This is a genomic window from Bogoriella caseilytica, from assembly GCF_003752405.1.
Taxonomy (GTDB): Bacteria; Actinomycetota; Actinomycetes; order Actinomycetales; family Actinomycetaceae; genus Allobogoriella; species Allobogoriella caseilytica.
On sequence record NZ_RKHK01000001.1, the window covers coordinates 2,616,228 to 2,637,165 of the forward strand.

Here is a 20,938-nt window from a genome sequence, read left to right on the forward strand (position 1 = left end):
CGGGAGGCTCCTGTGAAGAAGCTCATCAACGATCCGCGCCGTGTGGTGGCCGACTCCGCTCGCGGCTTCGGCCTGGCCCACTCCGGCCTCGTGCGCGTCAACGAGGACCCGCTCTATATCGTCCGTGCCGCCGGGGTCACCCCGGGCAAGGTCGGTCTGGTGTCCGGCGGTGGCAGCGGCCACGAGCCGCTGCATGCTGGCTTCGTGGGCCCGGGCATGCTCGATGCCGCCGTCCCGGGAGCCATGTTCTCCTCGCCGCCGCCGATGCCGATCCTGGAAGCCACCCGGGCCGTCGACGGCGGAGCAGGGGTGGTGCACCTGATCAAGAACTACACCGGCGATGTGCTCAACTTCGAGGCAGCTGCGGAGCTGGCCGAGGCCGAGGGGATCGACACCCGGTCGGTGCTGATCGCCGACGACGTCGCCCTCGAGCATGCCGCCGGCATGACCGGCCGTCGGGGGGTGGCAGGGGCGCTGCTGGTGGAGAAGATCGCCGGAGCGGCAGCAGAGGCGGGGGAGGGCCTGGACACCGTGGCCCGGATCGCGCGCTACGTGGCCGGTCAGGTGCGCAGCATGGGCGTGGCCCTGCGCGCCCCCACCGTGCCCCATGCCGGCCGGCCCTCCTTCGACCTCGGCGAAGATGAGGTCGAGATCGGCATCGGCATCCACGGAGAACCGGGACGAGAACGCGTCCGCCTCGGAACCGCTGCCGAGATCACGCAGCGACTGATCGTACCGGTGATCTCGGATCTCAATCTCCGCAACGGCGAGGAGGCGCTCCTTCTTGTCAATGGCATGGGCGGTACGCCGCTGTCGGAGCTGTACGTCCTTTACGCCGAGGCGCGCGATCTGCTCGATCGCCGCGGGATTCGCGTCATCCGCTCCCTGGTGGGTAACTTCGTGACCTCCTTGGAAATGCAGGGTGCTTCGATCAGCGTGCTGCGCATGAGCGAGACGCTGACCCGGTTGTGGGACGCGCCGGTCGATACTGTGTCCCTGCGCAGTCCGCTGCGTTGAATGGCATGTCCAGGAAAGACAACGAGAGGCTGACACGGTGAGCGAGCAACGGCTGACGGCCGTGTGGGTGCAGGACTGGATGGAGCGAGCGCACGCAGTGTTCGCCGCGGAGCGCGTGGCGCTGATCGAACTCGACCGGGCGATCGGTGACGGCGACCATGGCGAGAACATGGACCGCGGCATGACGGCGGTGGCCAAGCGCCTCGCCGCCGATGCTGAGACCTCCCAGGAAACCCCCACACCCGCCGCCCTGCTGAAGACGGTGGCCACCACCGTGATGGCGAACGTCGGCGGTGCGGCCGGCCCACTCTTCGGCACGGCCTTCCTCCGGGCCGCCAAGGCCACGGATTCCGTCAGCGCGCCCGATGGTGAGCTCGATGGGCACGCCGTCGCCACCGCGCTGGAGGCCGCACTGGGCGGACTGCAGTCCCGTGGGAAGGCTGAAGTGGGGGAGAAGACCATGGTCGACGCCTGGGCTCCGGCGGCCCAGGCTGCACGTGAGGCGGCTGAGGCCGGCGGCGACGCCACGGCTGTTCTCGCCGCCGCGGCGCACGCGGCCGAGGAGGGCGCAGACGCCACGGTGCCGATGATCGCCACCAAGGGCCGCGCCTCCTACCTCGGCCCGCGCTCGGCGGGGTACCGCGACCCGGGCGCAGTCTCCACCGTGCTGTTACTGCGCACCGCTACCGAGGCAGCACTCGAGCTCAGCGCCGCGGCGGAGGCAGCCGCCGGCGAGGACGCCGAATGAACTCACCGGGTGCGCGGGACATCACGACCGCCCTGGTGATCGTGGCCCACTCGGCGCAGCTGGCCGAGGGGGTCTGCGAGGTGGCTGCCCAGATGGCTCCGGACGTTACCGTGCGCGCCGCCGGCGGCACGGAAGACGGACGGGTCGGTACCTCCATCCCCCGGGTCGAGGCGGCGATTCGTACGCTGCTCGACGAGGGCTTCGGCGTAGTGGTGCTCACCGACCTCGGCTCCGCGGTCATGGCCGCTGAGACGGCGAAGGAACTCATCGACGAGGACTCCCGGGTGACCGTGGTCGATGGTCCCTTGATCGAAGGCTCGGTCGCTGCAGCGGTCGCTGCGCAGAACGGGTACTCCCACCGTCAGGCCGCTCGTGGCGCCACCGGCCCAGACCCGAGACACATCGCCTCAGCGGCGACACCCGAGATCGCTGCGGCACCCGTCTCCGAGGTGGAAGTCCGTGAGTTCACCCTGGTCAACGAGGTGGGCCTGCACGCCCGCCCGGCTGCGCTGCTGGCCCGCACGATCGCCGGTTTCGACGCCGAGGTCCTGGTGGACGACGTCGACGGCGCCTCCGTGCTGTCGCTGATGTCTCTCGGGCGGACCCAGGGTCAGACGATCCGCGTCACTGCCTCCGGCCCGGGAGCGTCGTTGGCCCTGGACGCCGTCGCCGCCCTGATCGAGTCCGGCTTCGGTGAAGGTAGCGGCCGGTAGCTCGAACAGCTGGCGCCCGCGCACGATTACCCTGGTCGGGTGAGTGATGACAGCGCACGCCAGGCCACCGACGAGACAACGGAGCTCGGCGAGCTGAAGGAGCCGAGTTCGGCTCAGCGGCTCTTCCTCAACGCCACCCTGTGGTCGGAGGTCTTCGTCGTCCTCTTCGCCACCTTGGTCGCCCACGGTCTGGAGGTCGCTGACCTCACCTGGGTGTGGGCCGTGGGCGCTGCCTTGATGTTCGTGGCCATCGTGGCCGCACGGCTGCTGCGGGTGGGCGCCGGCCGCAGCGCGGGGCTCCCGGGGATCATTCTCGGCTCGGTGGTGCAGGCCTTGCTGATCGGCTCCGGAGTCTTCGTGCCCGCGATGTTCGCGATTGGCGTCATCTTCGCCGTGCTGTGGGTGGTCTCCCTCCGGCTCGGCGCCCGCATCGACGTCGAACGATGGGAGCGGTACGAGACCGCGCTCGCCGCTCAACCGGAGCACGAGGGGCCCGGCGAGGCCTCCACGGACCAGACCTGACTGACGGCCGGGCGGGCCTCGCCCGGCCGGTAGCCTGGAGCCATGACTGCAGAGCTCCAGCGCACCCTCGTCCTGGTCAAGCCCGATGGCGTCGCCCGCCAGCTCACCGGTGAGGTGCTGCGCCGTATCGAGGCCAAGGGCTACAGCATCGCGGCGCTGACCATGCGCCACGCTGACCGCGATCTGCTCACCGCCCACTACGCCGAGCACGAGGGCAAGCCCTTCTTCGAACCGCTGCTGGAGTTCATGTCCTCCGGGCCGGTTGTGGCCGCCATCGTGGAGGGACACGGAGTCATTGAGGGCTTCCGCACCCTGGCCGGCACCACCAACCCCACCTCGGCCGCACCGGGAAGCATCCGCGGTGACCTCGGACGCGAATGGGGCACCGCCGTGGTGCAGAACCTGGTGCACGGTTCGGATGCCGTCGAGTCAGCCGAGCGCGAGATCGGGCTGTGGTTCCCCCAGCAGTGACGCCGCGGCTCGGTAGTCTGCTCCGATGCACCTGAGGACGCTGACGCTCCGCGGATTCAAGTCCTTCGCGTCTGCGACCACCCTGCATTTCGAGCCAGGGATCAACGCGGTCGTCGGCCCCAACGGCTCGGGCAAGTCGAACGTGGTCGACGCGCTGAGCTGGGTGATGGGCGAGCAGGGGGCCAAGACCCTGCGCGGCGGGAACATGGCCGACGTGATCTTCGCCGGAACCTCCTCCCGGCCGCCCTTGGGACGCGCCGAGGTCTCCCTGACCATCGACAACTCGGATGGCGCCCTGCCCATCGAGTACACCGAGGTCACCATCTCGCGCACGCTTTTCCGTGCCGGAGGGTCGGAGTACGCCATCAACGGCAGTTCCTGCCGCCTGCTGGATGTGCAGGAGCTGCTTTCCGACACCGGCATGGGCCGGGAGATGCACGTCATCGTGGGGCAGGGGCGCCTGGACTCGGTGCTGCAGGCCACGCCGGAGGACCGTCGCGGCTTCATCGAGGAGGCAGCCGGGGTGCTCAAGCACCGGCGGCGCAAGGACAAAGCCGTGCGCAAACTCGAGGCCATGGCGGCGAACGTGGCGCGAGTGACCGACCTGACCGCCGAGATCCGCCGCCAGCTCGGCCCGCTGGCCCGGCAGGCCGACGTCGCCAGGCGTGCGCAGCGCGTGCAGTCCGACCTCCGGGACTCCAAAGCGCGCCTGCTGGCCGATGACCTCGTCCAGCTCACGGGCACCCTCGCGCAGGACGAGGCGGATGAGAAAGCGCTGCTTGAGCGCCGCGCGGAGGTCGAGCAGGCTCAGGGCGCCGCCCGCGGGCGGTTGGTCGCCTTGGAACAGGCTGCGGCCCAGGCGGCTCCGCACCTGTCCGAGGCTACCGAGGTCTGGTACCGGCTGACCGAGTTGCGCGAGCGACTGCGTGCCCTGGGCAATGTCGCCGCTGAACGGGTTCGCCTCCTCGGCCACGAATCCGCCGCCGAGGATGAGGACACCTCGGACCGCCCGGAGGAACTTGACGAACGCGCGGCCGCCGTCCGCAGAGAGGAGGCGGCGCTCGCCGGGGAGGTCGAGGCCGCGCAGCAGGTTCTTGACCAGGCAGTGGCGGTGCGGACCGCAGCGGAGGAAGCTCAGCGAGACGCCGAGCAGGCTCTCGCAGCCGTGCACCGCGGACTGGCCGACCGGCGCGAAGGCCTGGCCCGGCTGACCGGGCAGGTGAACTCCCGGCGCTCGCGCCTGGAGTCGGCTGAGGCCGAACTCGGGCGTTTGCGCGATGCGCTGGCGTCGGCGAAGGAACGGGCCCGGACCGCCGAGTCCGAGTTCGCGCGCCTCGAACAGCAGGTTGCCGGAGTCGAGGAAGGCGAGGAAGGTCTCGACGAGGCACACGAGGCCGCGGTCGCCGAGCTGGAGGCGGCCGAGGAGGCGGTCGCCGCGCTGGTGGAGAGCGAACGGGCCGCGGAAGCCGATCGCTCCACGTGGTCGGCCAGGCGCGACACGCTGGAGCTGTCGCTGCGACGCAAGGACGGCACCGGAGCGCTCCTGGAATCCGGCGGGCCGGGCGTACTCGGCTCCCTGGCCGAGCACCTCACCGTCGAGCCCGGATGGGAGAACGCGGTGTCCGCCGCCCTGGGGCACTACGCCGATGCGGCCGTGGTCACCTCACCCGACACGGCCGTTGACGCTATCCGCCGCTCGCGTGACGAGGACGCCGGACAGGTGCGCCTGGTAGTCGCCGGCGGGCGGGCTCAGCCCGCCACCGAGCGGGACGCAGGCCCGGGCATCGGGGCCACGGAGGTCATCACGGCCTCGGACGCCCTCGGCGGCGCCCTCATCCCCCTGCTGGCCGGCACCCGGCTGGTCGACGACCTCGCTGCGGCGCGCGAGGCGGTGGCCACGGACCCGGACGTGGTGGCGGTGACCCGCGAGGGAGATCTGATCTCGGCCCACAGCGCACGCGGTGGAACCACCGGCGAGGCTTCCGTGCTCGCCCTGCAGGCGACCTATGAGGAAGCCGCTCGCGAGGTCGAGGCAGCCACCGCCCGGGCCGAGCAGACGCGCTTCGCGCTGCGACCGGCCCACGAGCGGGTGACGGAGGCCAAGCGCGGCGCCCAGGAGAGCCTGGATGCGCTGCATGCCTCGGATGCGCGCCATGCCGCGGTCGCCGAGGAACTGGGCCGGCACGGCTCCTCGTTGCGTTCGGCCCAAGCCGAGATCGAACGCGCCCAGCCCGCCATCGCCCGCGCCGAAGCGGAGATCGCCGAGCATCAGGAGGAGCTGCGCACCCTGGTGGAACGTCTGGAGCAGGCACAGAAGGAACCGGCCCAGAGCGAGGAGGAGCTCACCGAACGCACCGCTGCCCGCGAGGCGGCCACCGCGGCGACGGCAGCGGCGCGCAGCGCAGAGACCGACGCGCGCCTGGGGGTGCGCACCCTCGAGGAGCGCGCCCGGGCGCTAGCTGATCGCGCAGCGGCCCTGGAGGCCGCCGCGGACGAGGAACGCGCAGCCCGTGCCCGAGCGGCCGAGGCAGCGGCCAGGCGGGCAGCGGACGCTCAAGCCGCGGCTGAGGTGCGCGCCGGAGCCGAGCGCGCCGTGGCCGCCGTGGAGATTGCCGTGGCCGAGGCGGCGGCCGAGCGTGAGCGAGCCGAGGCGGAACGGTCCGAGCGCGAGCAGGCGATGGCTGAGGTGCGTGCGGCGGTCGAGGAGATCGCTGGTGAGCTCGCGCAGCTGACCGACGCCGCGCACCGCGATGAGATGGCGCGCACCCAGCAGCGAATGAAGATCGAGCAGATCACCGAACGGTCCGTTGCCGAGCTCGGCCTGGCACCCGACGTCCTCGTCGAGGAGTACGGCCCGGACAAGCCGGTGCCCTCTGCTCCGACCGAGGGTGAGGATGATCCTCCTTCGCGGCCCTACGTCCGTGCCGAGCAGGAGAAGCGGCTCAAGGCCGCAGAACGCGACCTCGCCCGGCTCGGCAAGGTCAACCCGCTGGCCCTGGAAGAACACGCCGCGCTGGAGGAGCGCCACAAGTTCCTCACCGACCAGCTCGCGGACCTGGAGAAATCCCGCCAGGACCTGCTGTCCATCATCCGCGAGGTCGACGAGCGGGTGGAACGCGTCTTCTCCGAGGCCTATCACGACACAGCGCAGGCTTTCGAGGGGGTCTTCTCCCGGCTGTTCCCCGGCGGTGAAGGGAGGCTGGTCCTCACCGATCCGGAACACATGCTCACCACCGGCATCGAGGTCGAGGCGCGCCCCGCGGGGAAGAAGGTCAAACGGCTGTCGCTGCTCTCCGGCGGAGAGCGCTCGCTGGTGGCGGTGGCCTTCCTGGTCGCGATCTTCCAGGCCCGCCCCAGCCCGTTCTATGTGCTCGACGAGGTCGAGGCCGCCCTGGATGACACCAACCTGGGCCGGCTGCTGGAGATCTTCCGGGAGCTCCAGTCCACGTCGCAGCTCGTGATCATCACCCACCAGAAACGCACCATGGAGATCGCCGACGCGCTCTACGGGGTCACCATGCGCGGAGACGGCGTGACCACGGTGATCTCTCAGCGCCTCGAGCACGAACCCGGCTAGGGCGTCTGACCCTGGGCCACGAATAGGGGAGACTGGGGGCGTGGATCCGAACGTGACTCTTGCGCTGATCGCTGTTGGTCTCCTCGTCCTCGTGGTGGGTGCGGCCTTCCTCCTGCGCCGCTCCGGCACCAAGACCCCGCCATCGATCGACCCCTCCGCACCGGAGGTTCTCGACCCTGATACCGAGGCCACCGCTCGTGCGACGGCGCCGGAATCCGAGCTGACCGCGCCGGACGATGCAGAGGCCCTTGCTGAGACCGAGGCACTGGTGGCCACTGAGGCCACGCTGGAACGCCCCGAGCGGGCGGGCTCGCGCATGCAGCGTCTGCGCGCCCGATTGGCCCGCTCCGGGGCTCTGGGCCAGGCACTGCTCGGTGTGCTCTCACGCGACCACCTCAGCGAGGCTGATTGGGAGGAGCTCGAGGACACCCTGTTGCTGGCCGACATCGGTCTCGAACCCGCGACTGAACTGCTGGACACGCTGCGTACCCGCGTCAAGGTGCTGGGTTCCACCGAGGCCGGGCCGCTTCGCGAGATGCTCCGCGAGGAGTTGGTCGCGCTGGTCAACCCCGAGATGGATCGTTCGCTGGCCGATGCGCCGGTCACCGGTGAGGACGGCGTGCCGCACCCGGCCACCGTGCTGGTGGTGGGCGTCAACGGCACCGGGAAGACCACGACCGTCGCCAAGATCTCCCGGGTGCTCGTGGCCGAGCAGAAGAAGGTGGTGCTCGGTGCGGCGGACACCTTCCGCGCCGCCGCAGCCGATCAGCTCGCCACCTGGGGGTCGCGCATTGGCGTGGAGGTGATCCGCTCCGAGAAGGAGGGGGCCGACCCGGCGTCGGTGGCCTTCGACGCCGTGCGCGCCGGGCGGGAGCAGGGCAGCGACGTCGTCCTGGTGGACACCGCCGGCCGTCTCCAGAACAAGGCGGGCCTCATGGACGAGCTGGGGAAGATCAAGCGGGTCATGTCGCGCACCGCGCCGGTCAGTGAAGTCCTTCTGGTCCTTGATGCGACCACCGGGCAGAACGGGATGCGTCAAGCGAAGGTCTTCGCCGAGGCGGTCGACATCACCGGCATCGTGCTCACCAAGCTCGACGGCACTGCCAAGGGCGGGATCGTCGTGGCGGTCCAACGCGAGCTTGGCGTTCCGGTGAAGTTCGTGGGCCTGGGGGAGGGCCCGGACGACCTCGCCCCCTTCGTGCCCGCGGAGTTCGTGGACGCCTTGCTGAGCTGATTGCTCCGATTTCACTCCTCATCGGGCGCCTCTGCGCTGTCGCGTTCCCGGGCACTGCGGCGATCCTTCGCCAGGCCGAGGATGGCCAAGGTCAGCCCGAGGACCGTTCCAACGGCCATGCCCACGCCCACGTAAGGGCTCAGCCCGATATCGGCAAAGGGGAGTCCGGGCAGGATGCCCTCGCCCTGCCAGATCGTGAAGGCGATGGCAGCGGCCGAGCCCACCAGTGAAAGGGTGACCAGGGCCATGGCACCTCCGATGGATCGCATCGGAGCGCGCGCGGCCAGGGCATGTGCGTCCACACCTCGGCGGCTGGCGTACCACATCATGCTGTAGCTCGGCACCGTCCCGGCGAGGATCAGGACGGCCGGGGCGAGGATGTTGCCGAAGAGTGCGGTGAGCAGAGCCCCGGCGAAGCACAGGTATGAGCCCACCTGCATGGCGAGGGTGGCCGCCTCGGTGAGGATGGCGCGTTCGCGCTCATCGCCGTAGGCAGGGCTGTCGGGCTGCACCACGGCTGCGGCGAGCTTGTCCCAGGAGTCCTGCTGCTGAGCATTCATCGGTGTTGACCTACTTCCTGTTCGAGAGTGGGAATGTCCTGGCGGTTCACTCGGTGTTGCCCGCAGATCGGGCGACGAGTACTGCCTCGTCCTGACCGAAGAGCGTCTCGACACTTGCTCCCAGCACACGGCCGATGCTGAGTGCGAGGAAGACCGAGGGGGCATAGGAGCCCTGCTCGACGGCCACGATCGTCTGCCGGCTCACGCCCACGGCCTGAGCCAACTCGGCCTGGGTGAGTCGACGCTCCTTGCGAAGTGCCCGGACGGGGTGCGCTGTCGAGGGTGAAGATCTCACGAGAGAAAGTCAACTCTGCTTGACATCAAATGTCAAGTTAAGTTGTCATGATAGGGCTGCTCCGCAGTCTTGGCGGCCGGCCGGTCGCGCACGGGGCTGCTGCCGGCTCGCGTGAGGTCGTCAGGAGAGCCCGCAAACCCGACCTAGGTCTGCATCCGTGAGGCATGGTTCGCTCGGCGAGGTCTCACAGAGTGAGCGATTTGGGCCTACGCAATGAGATTGTTACGCGATATGCGGCCCCCGTCACGCAGGCGAAACATTGACGACCCCGTTCCGAAATGCTCGCAGAGCACCGTTTCTGCCTAAGCCATCCGAGGGAGTTGGCACGAGGAGGAACTATGGATACCGGCTACACAGCCTGGATGCTGGCCTCAGCATCCTTTGTGCTGCTGATGACGCCTGCGTTGGCAATGTTCTACGGGGGCATGTCGCGCCAGAAGTCCGTCCTGAACATGATGATGATGTGTTTCGGGGCCATGGGCCTCGTCGGCGTCATCTACGTCCTGTGGGGCTGGTCGATGTCCTACGCCGAAGGTTCCGTTGCCGGAATCTTCGGAAACCCCTTCGAGCAGTTCGGACTCGGCGGCGGCGAACTCTTCGCCGAGGACGGCTCGATCGTCATCGACGATGGGCTGCCGCTGATCGTGGACGTGGGCTTCCAGGCCACCTTCGCCATCATCACCGTCGCGCTGATCGCCGGTGCGCTGGCCGAGCGCGTGAAGTTCTCCACCTGGATGATCTTCGTCGGCCTGTGGGTGACTCTGTCCTACTTCCCCATGGCCCACATGGTCTGGGGTGGCGGTCTGCTCTCCGACGACGGCCCCTTTGCCTCCATCGCTGAGCCCATCGACTTCGCCGGCGGCACGGTGGTGCACATCAACGCCGGTGTGGCAGCGCTTGTGCTGGCGGTGATCATCGGCAAGCGCAAGGGCTTCGGCCAGATCCCGATGAAGCCGCACAACCTCCCGCTCACCATGCTCGGTGCCGGTCTGCTGTGGTTCGGTTGGTTCGGCTTCAACGCCGGCTCGGCCTACGACGAACTCGACGTGGCCGGCCTGGCCTGGGTGAACACCACTACCGCCACCGCAGCCGCCATTCTCGGCTGGTTGGTCATCGAACGACTCCGTGACGGCAAGGCCACCTCCCTCGGTGCCGCCTCCGGTGTGGTGGCCGGCCTGGTCGCCGTCACTCCGGCCGCCGGCGATGTCTCTCCGGTCGGGGCGATCCTGCTCGGCCTGGTCGCCGGCGTGCTCTCGTCTCTGGCGGTGGGCCTGAAGTACAAGCTGGGATACGACGACTCGCTCGACGTGGTCGGCGTGCACCTCGTGGCCGGCCTCTGGGGCACCGTCGCGCTGGGCTTCCTCGCTACCGGCGAGGGCCTGTTCTACGGCGGTGGTGTCAGCCTGCTCGGGGTCCAGATCATCATCGCGCTGGTGGCGATCGTGTTCTCCGGCGTGATCACAGCCGTCATTGCCGTGATCCTCAAGGCCACTATCGGTTGGCGCGTCAGCGACGATGGTGAGAGCAGCGGCATTGACCTGTCCGAGCACGGTGAGGCCGGTTACGACTCCGGCGTCATCGCCTGATTCCGAAGAGGGAGGGAAACTGACATGAAGCTTGTCACTGCGATCGTCCAGCCCCACGTGCTCGACGATGTCAAGAAGGCCCTGGAAGCAGCCGGCGTCCACGGGATGACCGTCTCGGAGGCCAACGGTTACGGCCGTCAGCATGGCCACACCGAGGTCTACCGGGGAGCCGAATACACCATCGAGCTCGTGCCCAAGGTGCGCATCGAGGTCGTCGTGGCCGACGAGGACGCCACGCCGGTTGTCGAAGCCATCGTGGGCGCAGCCCACTCGGGACGCATCGGCGACGGGAAGGTGTGGTCCGTGCCGGTCGAGGACGTCGTCCGTGTGCGTACTGGAGAGCGCGGCACGGACGCGCTCTGAGCATGACGGACTCTGCGGGCCCGGTGCAGCTGCCTCTCCTGGATCAGCTGCACCGGGCCCGTCTTGCTCTGCCCCCGGGTGGCCCTGCCTACCGGCACCAGCTCGCGGATCTCACGGATGCCGCGCTGCAGGAGCTGTGGGACAAGGCGGTCGGCCAGCTCGACGGAGGCGGCATCGATCTGCGCTCAGGCGTGGCGCTCGTCGCCGTGGGGAGCCTGGGCCGCAGGGACGGGGGCCCGGCCTCGGATCTTGATCTCCTGCTCGTACATGAGGGCCTTGGCGTGGCCGATCTTGCGGAGCTCAGCGCGGCACTGTGGTACCCGATCTGGGATGCGAAGCTCGGGCTCGACCATTCGGTGCGCACCCTGTCCGAGTGCCGGCAGATGGCCTCGGCGGATCTGCCGGCCGCCGTCGGACTGCTCCGCCTGCGGACCGTTGCCGGCGATGCCGCACTCGGTGCGCGCACCGCAGAAGCGGTGCTCGCCGACTGGCGCCGGGCGGCTCGGCGGCGGATCAGCGACCTGGCCGACTCCGTGGCGGAACGGGTCGCCCTCCACGGAGAGCTCGCCTATCTGATCGAGCCAGACCTGAAGGAGTCTCGCGGCGGACTGCGCGACGCCGTCCTCATCGACGCACTGGTGGCGTCCTGGCTCGCGGAGCGTCCCCGGGGTGCGTTGGATGCGGCCACCTCTCATCTCCTCGATGTCCGAGATGCGCTCGCGCACGTCACCGGCCGCTCGCGGACCAAGCTGCGCCTCGGCGTTCAGGACGATGTCGCCGACACACTGGGACTGGCGAGGATGGGGACGGTGGTGGACACGGCGCCCGACGGCGCCGACGTCCACGACTACGCCGATGACCTGCTCGCTTCCCTCGCCGAGGCCGGCCGGATCGTCTCTGCGGCGCTTGACCGCACCCTGCGTACCGCGCGCCACCATGTCCGTTCCCGCACCCCCGGCCCCGGTGCTCCCAGCTCCGCCCAGCGCGCTCCCCGCTGGCGCCTGCCGAGCGGACGCCGACCCGCGCCGCGCCTGCCCGCGCTCGCTCCCGGCCTGGCGCAACTCGCCGATGAGATCGTGCTCGATGCCGCCGCCACAGCGCGTCGGGTGCGCGCCGACGACTCAGCCGTGACGCCTCTGCTCGCGCTGCGTGCGGCGGCCGCCGCCTGCCGCACCGGGCTGCCCCTGTCGCCCACGCTGCTGATGGCCCTCGGTGACGCGCCTGCGCCCCCGAGCCCGTGGCCGGTGCAGTATCGGCAGCTGCTCGCTGAGATCCTGACCTCCGGTCCAGCACAGATCCCGGTTTGGGAGGATCTCGATCTGGCCGGGGTCGTGACCACGTGGTTCCCCGAGTGGCAGGCGGTGCGCAATCGGCCCCAGCGCAATGCGGTGCACCGGTTCACCGTCGACCGGCATCAGGTCGAAGCCGCAGCGAACATCCCGGCCACCGCTGCGGCCGGTGCGGTCGAGCGGGAGGATCTGCTCGCGCTGGCCGCGCTCCTGCACGACATCGGCAAGCTCCCGGGGGAGCGCGACCACAGCGTCGCCGGTGCACGCATCGCCCGGCCTCTGCTGGACCGCCTCGGCCTGGGGGCGGCGGAGCGAGATCTCGTGGTGCTCTTAGTGCGTCACCACCTCCTGCTCGCCGAGCTGGCCACCAGCCGCGATCCACGCGACCCGGACGTGGTTGCCGAGGTCGTGCAGGGAGTACGCGGTGAACGGGACACGCTGGTCATGCTGCGTCGCCTCACCGAGGCGGATGCCCGAGCGGCCGGGTCGAAAGCCTGGAGCCCCTGGCGGGCCCGCCTCATCGACGAACTCACCGCACGCGCACTCGACGCGCTCTAGGTCGGGTGCCGGCCCTGAGGTTCTCGTCCTCCGGCACGAACCCATCACCGCGGCCCGCCACGTAGCAGGAGCCGTCTTCTGCCTCCAGCCCAGCCCCCGGGTCCACGCTCGGCGAGGGTGAAACCTTCCGGGGTCTCCGCCACGACCCATGCCTCACCACCGTAGGGGGTGAGGGGCCGCGCGGAGAGAGACCCTGGTTCCGGTGCTGCGGTCTGCGCAGAGGCCGGAGCCGAACCTGCACGCGCATCCCGCGAGGCCCGCGATACCCTGGGGAGCCCACCGCCGTCGTCGTGATGTCAACGAGGTCCCGTGTTCAACAGTCTGTCCGATCGCCTCACCGCCACTTTCAAGCAGCTCCGCGGCAAGGGGCGCTTGAGTGAAGCGGACGTCGACGCCACCGTGTCCGAGATCCGCCGCGCGCTCCTCGATGCCGATGTCGCCCTCCCGGTGGTGCGTGAGTTCACCGCCAACGTGCGCGAGCGCGCTAAGGGTGTGGAGGTCTCTGCCGCGCTCAACCCGGCCCAGCAGGTCATCAAGATCGTCAACGCCGAGCTGGTGGAGATCCTCGGCGGCGAGTCCCGCGATCTGCGCTTCGCCAAGACCGGCCCCACCGTCATCATGCTCGCCGGCCTGCAGGGTGCGGGAAAGACCACGCTAGCCGGAAAGCTCGGCCTGTGGCTCAAAGAGCAGGGTCACACCCCGCTGCTGGTCGCCTCGGACCTGCAGCGTCCCAACGCCGTCACCCAGTTGCAGGTGGTCGGTGAGCGCGCCGGCGTCCCGGTGTGGGCGCCCGAACCCGGCAACGGTGTCGGCGACCCGGTCTCCGTAGCCCGTTCCGGCGTGGAGCGCGCCACGGTCGCCCAGCACTCCGTGGTCATCGTCGACACCGCAGGCCGCCTCGGTGTCGATGCCGAGATGATGCAGCAGGCTGCGGACATCCGCGACGCCACGCAGCCGCACGAGACGCTCTTCGTCCTCGACGCCATGATCGGCCAGGACGCCGTCACCACCGCTCAGGCCTTCGCCGACGGTGTCGGCTTCACCGGCGTGGTGCTCTCCAAGCTCGACGGCGATGCCCGCGGTGGTGCGGCGCTGTCGGTGCGCGGGGTGACCGGTACACCGGTGCTCTTCGCCTCGGTGGGGGAGAAGCTCACCGACTTCGAACGTTTCCATCCGGATCGCATGGCCTCGCGCATCCTCGATATGGGTGACTTGCTCACCCTGATCGAGCAGGCCGAGAAGCAGATGGACGCCGAGCAGGCCGAGGCGATGGCCGCCAAGCTCGGCCAGGGCGAGTACAACCTGCAGGACTTCCTTGGCCACCTCGCCCAGATCAAGAAGATGGGTTCGCTGAAGTCGATGCTGGGCATGCTCCCGGGCATGGGCCAGATGCGGGAGCAGCTGGAGGCCTTCGACGAGACCGAACTCGACCGCGTCGAGGCCATCGTCAACTCCATGACGCCGGCCGAGCGCGCCACACCGAAGATCCTCAACGGTTCTCGCCGTCAGCGCATCGCGCGTGGTTCGGGGACCACCGTCACCGAGATCAACCAGCTCATGGAACGGTTCGAGCAGGCCAAGGTGATGATGCAGCAGATGTCCAAGCGCGGCGGCATGCCGGGCATGGGCGGCATGCCCGGCATGGGAGGAATGCCCGGAATGGGCGGGCTCCCGGGCAAGAAGTCCAAGGGCAAGCAACCACCGAAGGCTGCGAAGGGTGCCAAGAACAAGAAGGGCCGGTCCGGCAACCCGGCCAAGCGCAAGCAGCAGGAGCGCGAAGCGGCTCAGCGAGCCCAGCAGGGCGGCAGGAGCTCCGACGGCGCCGCCTTCGGTGTCGGGAAGGCCGCAGGCCAGGGCGGCGAGGAGCCGGACCTGCAGGAACTCGCCAAGTTCCTCCGCTGAGGGCAGAGGAAGCCGTGAACGCACTGCACCTGAGTGGTCCCGTCCTCGCCGATGACGATCGTGTGCTGGACGAGGCCTGGGTCGTGGACGGCGCGTTGCGCCTCAGCGACCCTGGCGCAGCCGCCGAGGGGGCGCGCACCGTCAGTGGGTGGGTCGTCCCCGGGCTGGTGGACGTGCACTGCCATGTGGGTCTCGGACCGATGGGGGCGGTCTCGAAGGAGGAAGCCGAAGAGCAGGCTCGCATCGATCGGGATCTCGGCACTCTGCTGGTGCGTGACGCCGGCTCGCCGCAGGACACCGCCTGGATCCATGAACGCCACGATCTCCCGCGTCTGATCCGCTCCGGCAAACACCTGGCCTATCGCAAGCGCTACCTCCGTTACTTCGCCGACGAACTCGACGACGTCACCCAGCTGCCCGAGGCGGTGGCGCGCGAGGCTCAGCGCGGTGATGGGTGGGTGAAGATCGTGGCCGACTGGATCGACCGATCCATGGGACGCGAGGCCGACCTCACCCCCTTGTGGCCGCCCGAGGTGCTGGTCGATGCCGTCGCAGCCGCGCACGAGAACGGCGCCCGGATCACCGCGCACACCTTCGCCCATGAGGCAGTGGGGCCCCTGCTCGATGCCGGGGTGGATGGCCTTGAGCACGGGACCGGCATGGATGCCGACCACATCGCGGAGGCCGCCTCGCGCGGTATCGCCGTGACGACGACGCTGCTGCAGGTGGCGAACTTCGCCGGCTTCGCCGCCCAGGCCGAGCCGAAGTATCCGGTCTTCGCCGCCCGGATGCGGGCGATGTATGCGCGTCGCTACGCCCACGTCATGGCACTGCACGAGGCGGGCGTCCCCCTGCTGATGGGCTCCGACGCCGGCGGCACGATCGAGCACGGGACGCTGCCGGAAGAGCTCGCCGAGAACGCGCGCGCCGGGCTCAGTCCTGCCGATGTGCTCGGCTACGCCACGTGGCGAGCGCGCGACTATCTCGGCGTCGACGGCATCAGCGAGGGAGCCAGTGCCGACGTGGTGGTCTACGACGCCGATCCGCGCACCGACGTCGGGGTATACGCCCGCCCGGCTGCCGTCATCCTGCGCGGCCGTCTCTGCTGAGTGGCCCCTTAGGGCGCGGCGCTGACGGTGAGGTTGGCGGCGGCCGACTCGATGGCCTCCGGTGAGAGCACGTGCTCGGCCGCCATCGCCGAGGCACCGAGGATGCCGGCACGATCACCAGCTACCGAGGCCACGATACTGAGGTGCTCGGTGGCCAGGGGCATGGAGCGTTGGTACACCACTTCACGGAGCCCGGCCATCAAATGCTCGCCGGCGCCACCGAGTAACCCGCCGATCACCACCACGGACGGATTGATGAGGTTGGCCATGGTGGCGACGACCTCACCGAGTTCGCGGCCGGCCTGCCGGACCTCACGGACTGCCTCGAGGTTTCCTCCGCGGACCAGCTCTACGACGTCGCCGGTTGTCTCCGCAGGCACACCGGCGTCCCGGAGCCGCGCAGCGATCGCCGGGCCGCCGGCGATGGCCTCCAAGCACCCTTCGTTGCCGCAGCGGCAGATGACGCCGCTCCCGCTGGTGACCCGGACGTGTCCCAGGTCGCCTGCGGTCCCGTGCGCTCCGCGCTGCAAGGAACCTCCGGAGATGATGCCCGCGCCGATACCGGTGGCAACCTTGACGAAGATCAGGTCGTCGACCTCGGGCAGGTAGGTGCTGCGCTCGCCGAGGGCCATGATGTTGACGTCATTGTCCACCAGCACCGGTACCCCCAGGCGCTCGCCGAGGGTGCCGGGAACGTCGTAACGGTCCCAGCCCGGCATGATCGGCGGATTGGTGGGGCGTCCGGTGGAATGTTCCACCGGTCCCGGCACGCCGAGGCCGACGGCGGCGAGATCTGCCGGTGCGCGATCGGCTTCGAGGAGGAGGCGCTCGACCGTCTCGGCAACCCAGGACAGCACCGTGGCCGGTCCCTGAGCCACGTCCAGGCGTTCGCGGGTCTGACCCAGGATCGTGCCGGCCAGGTCCGTCACCGCGGCGACCGCATGGGTGGCGCCCAATGCCACCGCTCCCACGACCCGCGCAGAGGGATTGAGGGCATAGAGCGAGGGCGGCCGGCCGCCGGTGGAGGTGCCGTCGCCGTAGGGGGCCACCACACCCAGCTTGACGAGGACATCCAGGCGCGACGTCACGGTGGATCGGGCCAGGCCGCTGGCTTCGCAGAGCTGTGCGCGCGTCCAGGGTTGACCGTCTCGAAGTAGGTGGAATACCTCGCTCGTGCGCATCTGCAGAGTCAACCATGACGACTTTCGTGCGTCCACCACCAGACTTCTGTGTCTTGCTCGACAAAAGGGCCTGTGCCGTGCCATAGTCACCGCATGTCCATCGACACTGTCGTCGAGGCCTCATCGACGAGCCCGGTACGCGCGCCGATCCTGCGCGCCCGGAGGCTGACCAAACGCTTCTTCGGCAACACGGTGCTCAACGGTGTCGATCTTGATCTTGTCCCGGGCGAGGTGCACGGCCTCGTCGGCGAGAACGGTGCCGGGAAGTCCACGTTGATGAAGATCTTGGCCGGCGTCCATCAAGCCGACGGCGGGTTTGTGGAGATCAACGGTGAGCGCCACACCTTCCACCACCCCATCCAGGCGCAGCGGGCCGGCGTCTCGACCGTCTTCCAGGAGTTCAACCTGCTGCCGGAGCGGACCATTGCGGAGAACATCTTCCTGGGCCGTGAGCCGGGCAGGTTCGGGGCGGTCGATCTCCACCAGATGAATCGGCGCACGGCCGAGCTGCTCGAAGACCTCGGCGTCCAGGGCATTCGACCCACCCGATTGGTGCGTTCGCTGTCCGTGGCGGAGCAGCAAATCGTCGAAATCGCCAAGGCGGTCAGCTACGACGCCCGGATCATCTCGATGGACGAACCCACCGCAGCCTTGGCCGGCCACGAAGTCGAACTGCTCTACGGGGTCATCCGTCGATTGCTCGATCGGAACGTCGCGATCCTGTATGTCTCGCACCGCCTCAAGGAGATCTTCGAGCTGTGCCACACCATCACGGTGCTCAAGGACGGTGCACACGTGGCGACCCGGCCGGCCGCTGAACTTGATGAAGCTGCCGTGGTCAAACTGATGGTCGGGCGCACCATGGCGGCCTTCTTTCCGGACAAGGATCCCGAGATCGCTCTGGGTGAGGAGGTGCTCCGACTGGACGGCGCAGGCAATACCGAGGTCGATGGCATCGACCTGAGCGTGCGAGCCGGAGAGATCGTCGGCATCGCCGGACTCCAGGGCTCCGGTCGCACGGAATTGCTGGAAGGGATCTTCGGGGTCCATCCCTTCAGCCGTGGTGAGCTCCACCTGTATGGCAGGCGGGCCACGGTGGGCTCCCCTCGCGGCGCGATCAAGCGTGGTATTGCGATGATCACCGAGGATCGCAAGGCCAAGGGGCTCTCCCTCAGCCAGTCCGTCCTCGACAACGCCATGGGCGTGATTCGTGCTGCCTACCCCTTCCGGTCTCGTCGCGTGCGTCAGGAGATGCCTCGGACCCTGAGCCATATCGAGGTCTCCACGCGTTCACTGTCCCAAGAGGTGCAGTACCTCTCCGGCGGTAACCAGCAGAAGGTCGTCCTGGGGCGGTGGCTGAGCATCAAGCCCTTACTGGTCCTCATGGATGAGCCCACCCGAGGCATCGACGTGGGCGCGAAGCTCGCGATCTACGAACTGATGCGGGAGCTGACCGCCCAGGGCGTCGGCATCCTCATGGTCTCCAGCGAACTCCCGGAGGTCATCGGCATGTCTGACCGCATCGTGGTGATGCGCGACGGGCGGATCGGCGGCGAGCTCCCCGCCGGAGCCTCGGAGGAAGAAGTACTGCAGGTGGCCACCGGCGCCACGGTCGAGGAGGACTCCGAATGAGCGGCGTCGCTACGGCCGTGCGTCCCGTGCGCAACCTGTCCTCCACCACGATCGTCTATCTCGTGTTGCTGCTGGCGGTCATCGCCGGCGCGGTCCTGACCGCGATGAACGGCCGGAACTTCTTCAGCACCGGCAACCTGCGGGACATTCTCACCGCCACCAGCATTCTCGGCTTCTTCGCCATCGGTCAGACCCTGGTCGTGCTGGCCGGCAGCCTGGACCTCTCGGTTCCGTTCGTCGGCAGCCTTGCCAGCCTGGTCGGAGCAGTGACCATGGCGGGGGTGACCGGCAATATCGTCCTCGGCGTGCTGCTCGCTCTGGCGATCTCGGCCGCTATCGGCCTGGTCAACGGGCTGATCGTGGCCTTCTGGGGAGTGCACGGCTTCATCGCCACCCTCGGTATGGGGCTGATCCTCTCCGGGTATCTCGGAACGAACTACCCCGGGCCCACGAGCCGGCTGGCCCCGACAGCCTTCGAACTCCTCGGTCGTAGCTACATCGGGCCCTTGCCGGTCTCGACGCTGATCATGCTGGGTCTTGCGGGTCTGATCATCCTGGTACTGCGCCAATCCACCATCGGTCTGCATCTTTACGCGGTTGGTGGCAACCGCGAGATTGCTCGCCTCTCCGGGATCCGCGTGCAGCCGCCGATCATCTTCGCCCACACCATGTGCTCCCTGCTGGCCGGGATGGCCGGGCTGCTCTACCTCTCCCGCACCGGTGGCGGCAGTCCGACCTTCGCCGAGCAGGCAGGATATGACCTGCTCTCCATCGCCGCCGTCGTGCTGGGAGGCACCTTGCTGGCCGGCGGGAAGGGAAAGCTGCTCGGGACCATCGGTGGCGTCGCCATCTTCGCGGTGATGAACAACGTCATGGCCGTGATGGACGTCAACTCGTTCCTGCGCGATGTCTTTCGTGGCGCCGTCATCATCCTGGCCGTAGCGGTGTACGCCCGCCGCAGCATCACCAGCCGGCCACCGCGCTTCGTCTCGGGCAAGGCCGACACCACACCGGGCGCCCCTGACTCCGTGAGAACCGTCGATGCGCAGGCGCAGGAGACGCGATGACCACCACCGGCACCGACTCCCGCAACCGGTTGCAGCACCACGAAGGCACCGCGATCAAGCGTTTCCTGCGCACGCTGTCGACCCCCGGCGGGGCGATCTTCGTCCTCGCGCTGGTGCTGCTGGCCGCCATCATCGTCGCCAATCCGAGCTTCGGTGAGCCGAGCCGGCTGATGGCCTTCGTCGCCCGATCGGCGCCGATCATGATCCTGGCCTTCGGGCAGTACTTCGTGATCGTCTCCGGCGAGTTCGACCTGTCCGTCGGTGCGCTGGTCTCCATGCAGGCGGTCATCGCCGGCAACGTGATCCTGGGTGAGGACGACCTGGTACGGGGTATCGCCCTGATGATCGCCGTGGGCCTGACCGTGGGCCTCGTCAACGGTGTGGCCACCACCTGGCTGAAGGTGCCGAGCTTCATCGTGACGCTGGGAACGATGCTGATGCTGTCCGGCCTGGCTCTCTACGTCAGCGGTGGTGCTGTGCAAGGGCGGGCAGCGAGCCTGCAGCCCTTGTTCCGCAACGGCATCGAGGATGTTCCGCTGGTGGGACGCATCCCCTATCCGGTGCTGATCCTCCTGGCCGTCTCAGCCCTCGTGGTGTGGCTGATGCGTCGCCCGTATGGCAGGACCCTGATTGCGGCAGGAGACAACCCCGAGGCCGCCCGCCTGGCCGGCGCGCACGTGGGTTGGATCAAGACCCGGGCATTCATCATCTCCGCCCTGGCGGCCACCCTGGCTGCGCTGCTCCTGGTCAGTCGATCCGGGGCCAGCCCGAGCCTGGGTGACGGCCTCGAGTTCCAGGCCATCACCGCCGTCGTCCTGGGCGGCGTAGTGCTCGGTGGCGGGCGAGGCTGGGTCCTGTCCGCAGGGGCCGGCGCCTTCGCCCTCGAACTGATGTTCAGCCTGTTGAACTTCCTAGGAGTGCAACCGACCTGGCGGCCCACCGTGCAGGGCGTGATCATCATCCTCGCCGTGGCCGCCGCCGCCAAGAGCTGGGGTTCGCGGCGGCGGTCCCGCGCCGAGCAACCCGATTCCACCCTCGATCCTGAGCACCAACCAGACTCCCGGCCGCACCACACCGGGTGATCACAACCGGCCCAACGATGGGCCTGATGAAG

General features: G+C 69.0%; 18 protein-coding genes. 15 read left to right on the forward strand and 3 right to left on the reverse strand.

Translation table 11 applies throughout. The annotated features are described in order from the left end of the window. Positions 1-12: 12 nt before the first annotated feature. From dhaK to ftsY, 7 genes are all read left to right on the forward strand, one after another. Positions 13-1,017: a dihydroxyacetone kinase subunit DhaK gene (dhaK, locus tag EDD31_RS11720; protein ID WP_123304311.1), complete on the forward strand. Its 1,005-nt coding sequence runs from the start codon at positions 13-15 to the stop codon at positions 1,015-1,017. 79 nt (positions 1,018-1,096) lie between these two features. After that, complete coding sequence (gene dhaL / locus EDD31_RS11725; RefSeq protein WP_123305483.1) at positions 1,097-1,765, forward strand: dihydroxyacetone kinase subunit DhaL; 669 nt, start codon at positions 1,097-1,099, stop codon at positions 1,763-1,765. After that, the gene (dhaM, locus tag EDD31_RS11730; protein ID WP_245991157.1) at positions 1,762-2,478 is read left to right on the forward strand and encodes a dihydroxyacetone kinase phosphoryl donor subunit DhaM; all 717 of its coding nucleotides are present in this window, start codon (positions 1,762-1,764) and stop codon (positions 2,476-2,478) included. The genes dhaL and dhaM overlap by 4 nt, the downstream gene beginning before the upstream one ends. Positions 2,479-2,517: 39 nt before the next feature. Next, positions 2,518-3,000: a DUF4233 domain-containing protein gene (locus tag EDD31_RS11735; protein WP_170163292.1), complete on the forward strand. Its 483-nt coding sequence runs from the start codon at positions 2,518-2,520 to the stop codon at positions 2,998-3,000. 42 nt (positions 3,001-3,042) lie between these two features. Further along, positions 3,043-3,471: a nucleoside-diphosphate kinase gene (ndk, locus tag EDD31_RS11740; protein ID WP_123304313.1), complete on the forward strand. Its 429-nt coding sequence runs from the start codon at positions 3,043-3,045 to the stop codon at positions 3,469-3,471. A gap of 25 nt (positions 3,472-3,496) precedes the next feature. After that, positions 3,497-7,048 carry a chromosome segregation protein SMC gene (gene smc / locus EDD31_RS11745; protein WP_123304314.1) on the forward strand — a complete coding sequence of 1,184 codons (3,552 nt, stop codon included), beginning with the start codon at positions 3,497-3,499 and terminating at the stop codon, positions 7,046-7,048. A gap of 40 nt (positions 7,049-7,088) precedes the next feature. Continuing rightward, positions 7,089-8,282, forward strand: coding sequence for a signal recognition particle-docking protein FtsY (gene ftsY, locus EDD31_RS11750; protein ID WP_123304315.1), 1,194 nt, complete (start codon positions 7,089-7,091; stop codon positions 8,280-8,282). 11 nt (positions 8,283-8,293) lie between these two features. Here ftsY and EDD31_RS11755 read toward each other — a convergent pair whose 3' ends face one another. After that, positions 8,294-8,842, reverse strand: a complete 549-nt coding sequence (locus tag EDD31_RS11755; RefSeq protein WP_123304316.1) for a hypothetical protein — start codon at positions 8,840-8,842, stop codon at positions 8,294-8,296. A gap of 46 nt (positions 8,843-8,888) precedes the next feature. Continuing rightward, positions 8,889-9,137: a helix-turn-helix transcriptional regulator gene (locus tag EDD31_RS11760; RefSeq protein WP_123304317.1), complete on the reverse strand. Its 249-nt coding sequence runs from the start codon at positions 9,135-9,137 to the stop codon at positions 8,889-8,891. A gap of 338 nt (positions 9,138-9,475) precedes the next feature. Here EDD31_RS11760 and EDD31_RS11765 point away from each other — a divergent pair, with 338 nt between their 5' ends. The 5 genes from EDD31_RS11765 to EDD31_RS11785 all read left to right on the forward strand — a co-directional run bounded on the left by EDD31_RS11765 (position 9,476) and on the right by EDD31_RS11785 (position 15,944). Beyond that, positions 9,476-10,723 (forward strand): ammonium transporter, encoded by a 1,248-nt coding sequence (locus EDD31_RS11765; RefSeq protein ID WP_123304318.1) that lies wholly within the window; start codon positions 9,476-9,478, stop codon positions 10,721-10,723. 24 nt (positions 10,724-10,747) lie between these two features. Next, positions 10,748-11,086 (forward strand): P-II family nitrogen regulator, encoded by a 339-nt coding sequence (locus EDD31_RS11770; RefSeq protein ID WP_123304319.1) that lies wholly within the window; start codon positions 10,748-10,750, stop codon positions 11,084-11,086. 2 nt (positions 11,087-11,088) lie between these two features. Then, entirely contained in the window at positions 11,089-12,933 is a 1,845-nt protein-coding gene (locus EDD31_RS11775; protein WP_123304320.1) for an HD domain-containing protein, read from the forward strand. Between the two features lie 309 nt (positions 12,934-13,242). Next, entirely contained in the window at positions 13,243-14,835 is a 1,593-nt protein-coding gene (gene ffh / locus EDD31_RS11780; RefSeq protein ID WP_123304321.1) for a signal recognition particle protein, read from the forward strand. 14 nt (positions 14,836-14,849) lie between these two features. Next, the gene (locus tag EDD31_RS11785) at positions 14,850-15,944 is read left to right on the forward strand and encodes an amidohydrolase family protein (RefSeq protein WP_123304322.1); all 1,095 of its coding nucleotides are present in this window, start codon (positions 14,850-14,852) and stop codon (positions 15,942-15,944) included. A gap of 8 nt (positions 15,945-15,952) precedes the next feature. Here EDD31_RS11785 and EDD31_RS11790 read toward each other — a convergent pair whose 3' ends face one another. Next, positions 15,953-17,125, reverse strand: coding sequence for an ROK family transcriptional regulator (locus EDD31_RS11790; RefSeq protein WP_123304323.1), 1,173 nt, complete (start codon positions 17,123-17,125; stop codon positions 15,953-15,955). A gap of 93 nt (positions 17,126-17,218) precedes the next feature. Here EDD31_RS11790 and EDD31_RS11795 point away from each other — a divergent pair, with 93 nt between their 5' ends. From EDD31_RS11795 to EDD31_RS11805, 3 genes are read left to right on the forward strand one after another with little or no spacing between them, the layout of a single operon-like run. Next, positions 17,219-18,757, forward strand: coding sequence for a sugar ABC transporter ATP-binding protein (locus EDD31_RS11795; protein WP_123304324.1), 1,539 nt, complete (start codon positions 17,219-17,221; stop codon positions 18,755-18,757). After that, positions 18,754-19,824, forward strand: a complete 1,071-nt coding sequence (locus EDD31_RS11800) for an ABC transporter permease (RefSeq protein WP_123304325.1) — start codon at positions 18,754-18,756, stop codon at positions 19,822-19,824. The genes EDD31_RS11795 and EDD31_RS11800 overlap by 4 nt, the downstream gene beginning before the upstream one ends. Further along, the gene (locus tag EDD31_RS11805; RefSeq protein WP_123304326.1) at positions 19,821-20,906 is read left to right on the forward strand and encodes an ABC transporter permease; all 1,086 of its coding nucleotides are present in this window, start codon (positions 19,821-19,823) and stop codon (positions 20,904-20,906) included. Before EDD31_RS11800 ends, EDD31_RS11805 begins: the two co-directional genes overlap by 4 nt. The last annotated feature ends 32 nt before the right edge of the window (positions 20,907-20,938 follow it).

What these genes read in the sequence shown, in the direction of transcription:
- dhaL (WP_123305483.1), top strand. Translation starts at nt 1,097, where the DNA reads ATGGAGCGAGCGCACGCAGTGTTCGCCGCGGAGCGCGTGGCGCTGATC.
- dhaM (WP_245991157.1), top strand. Translation starts at nt 1,762, where the DNA reads ATGAACTCACCGGGTGCGCGGGACATCACGACCGCCCTGGTGATCGTG.
- ndk (WP_123304313.1), top strand. Translation starts at nt 3,043, where the DNA reads ATGACTGCAGAGCTCCAGCGCACCCTCGTCCTGGTCAAGCCCGATGGC.
- smc (WP_123304314.1), top strand. Translation starts at nt 3,497, where the DNA reads ATGCACCTGAGGACGCTGACGCTCCGCGGATTCAAGTCCTTCGCGTCT.
- EDD31_RS11755 (WP_123304316.1), bottom strand. Translation starts at nt 8,842, where the DNA reads ATGAATGCTCAGCAGCAGGACTCCTGGGACAAGCTCGCCGCAGCCGTG.
- EDD31_RS11765 (WP_123304318.1), top strand. Translation starts at nt 9,476, where the DNA reads ATGGATACCGGCTACACAGCCTGGATGCTGGCCTCAGCATCCTTTGTG.
- EDD31_RS11770 (WP_123304319.1), top strand. Translation starts at nt 10,748, where the DNA reads ATGAAGCTTGTCACTGCGATCGTCCAGCCCCACGTGCTCGACGATGTC.
- EDD31_RS11775 (WP_123304320.1), top strand. Translation starts at nt 11,089, where the DNA reads ATGACGGACTCTGCGGGCCCGGTGCAGCTGCCTCTCCTGGATCAGCTG.
- EDD31_RS11790 (WP_123304323.1), bottom strand. Translation starts at nt 17,125, where the DNA reads ATGCGCACGAGCGAGGTATTCCACCTACTTCGAGACGGTCAACCCTGG.
- EDD31_RS11795 (WP_123304324.1), top strand. Translation starts at nt 17,219, where the DNA reads ATGTCCATCGACACTGTCGTCGAGGCCTCATCGACGAGCCCGGTACGC.
- EDD31_RS11800 (WP_123304325.1), top strand. Translation starts at nt 18,754, where the DNA reads ATGAGCGGCGTCGCTACGGCCGTGCGTCCCGTGCGCAACCTGTCCTCC.
- EDD31_RS11805 (WP_123304326.1), top strand. Translation starts at nt 19,821, where the DNA reads ATGACCACCACCGGCACCGACTCCCGCAACCGGTTGCAGCACCACGAA.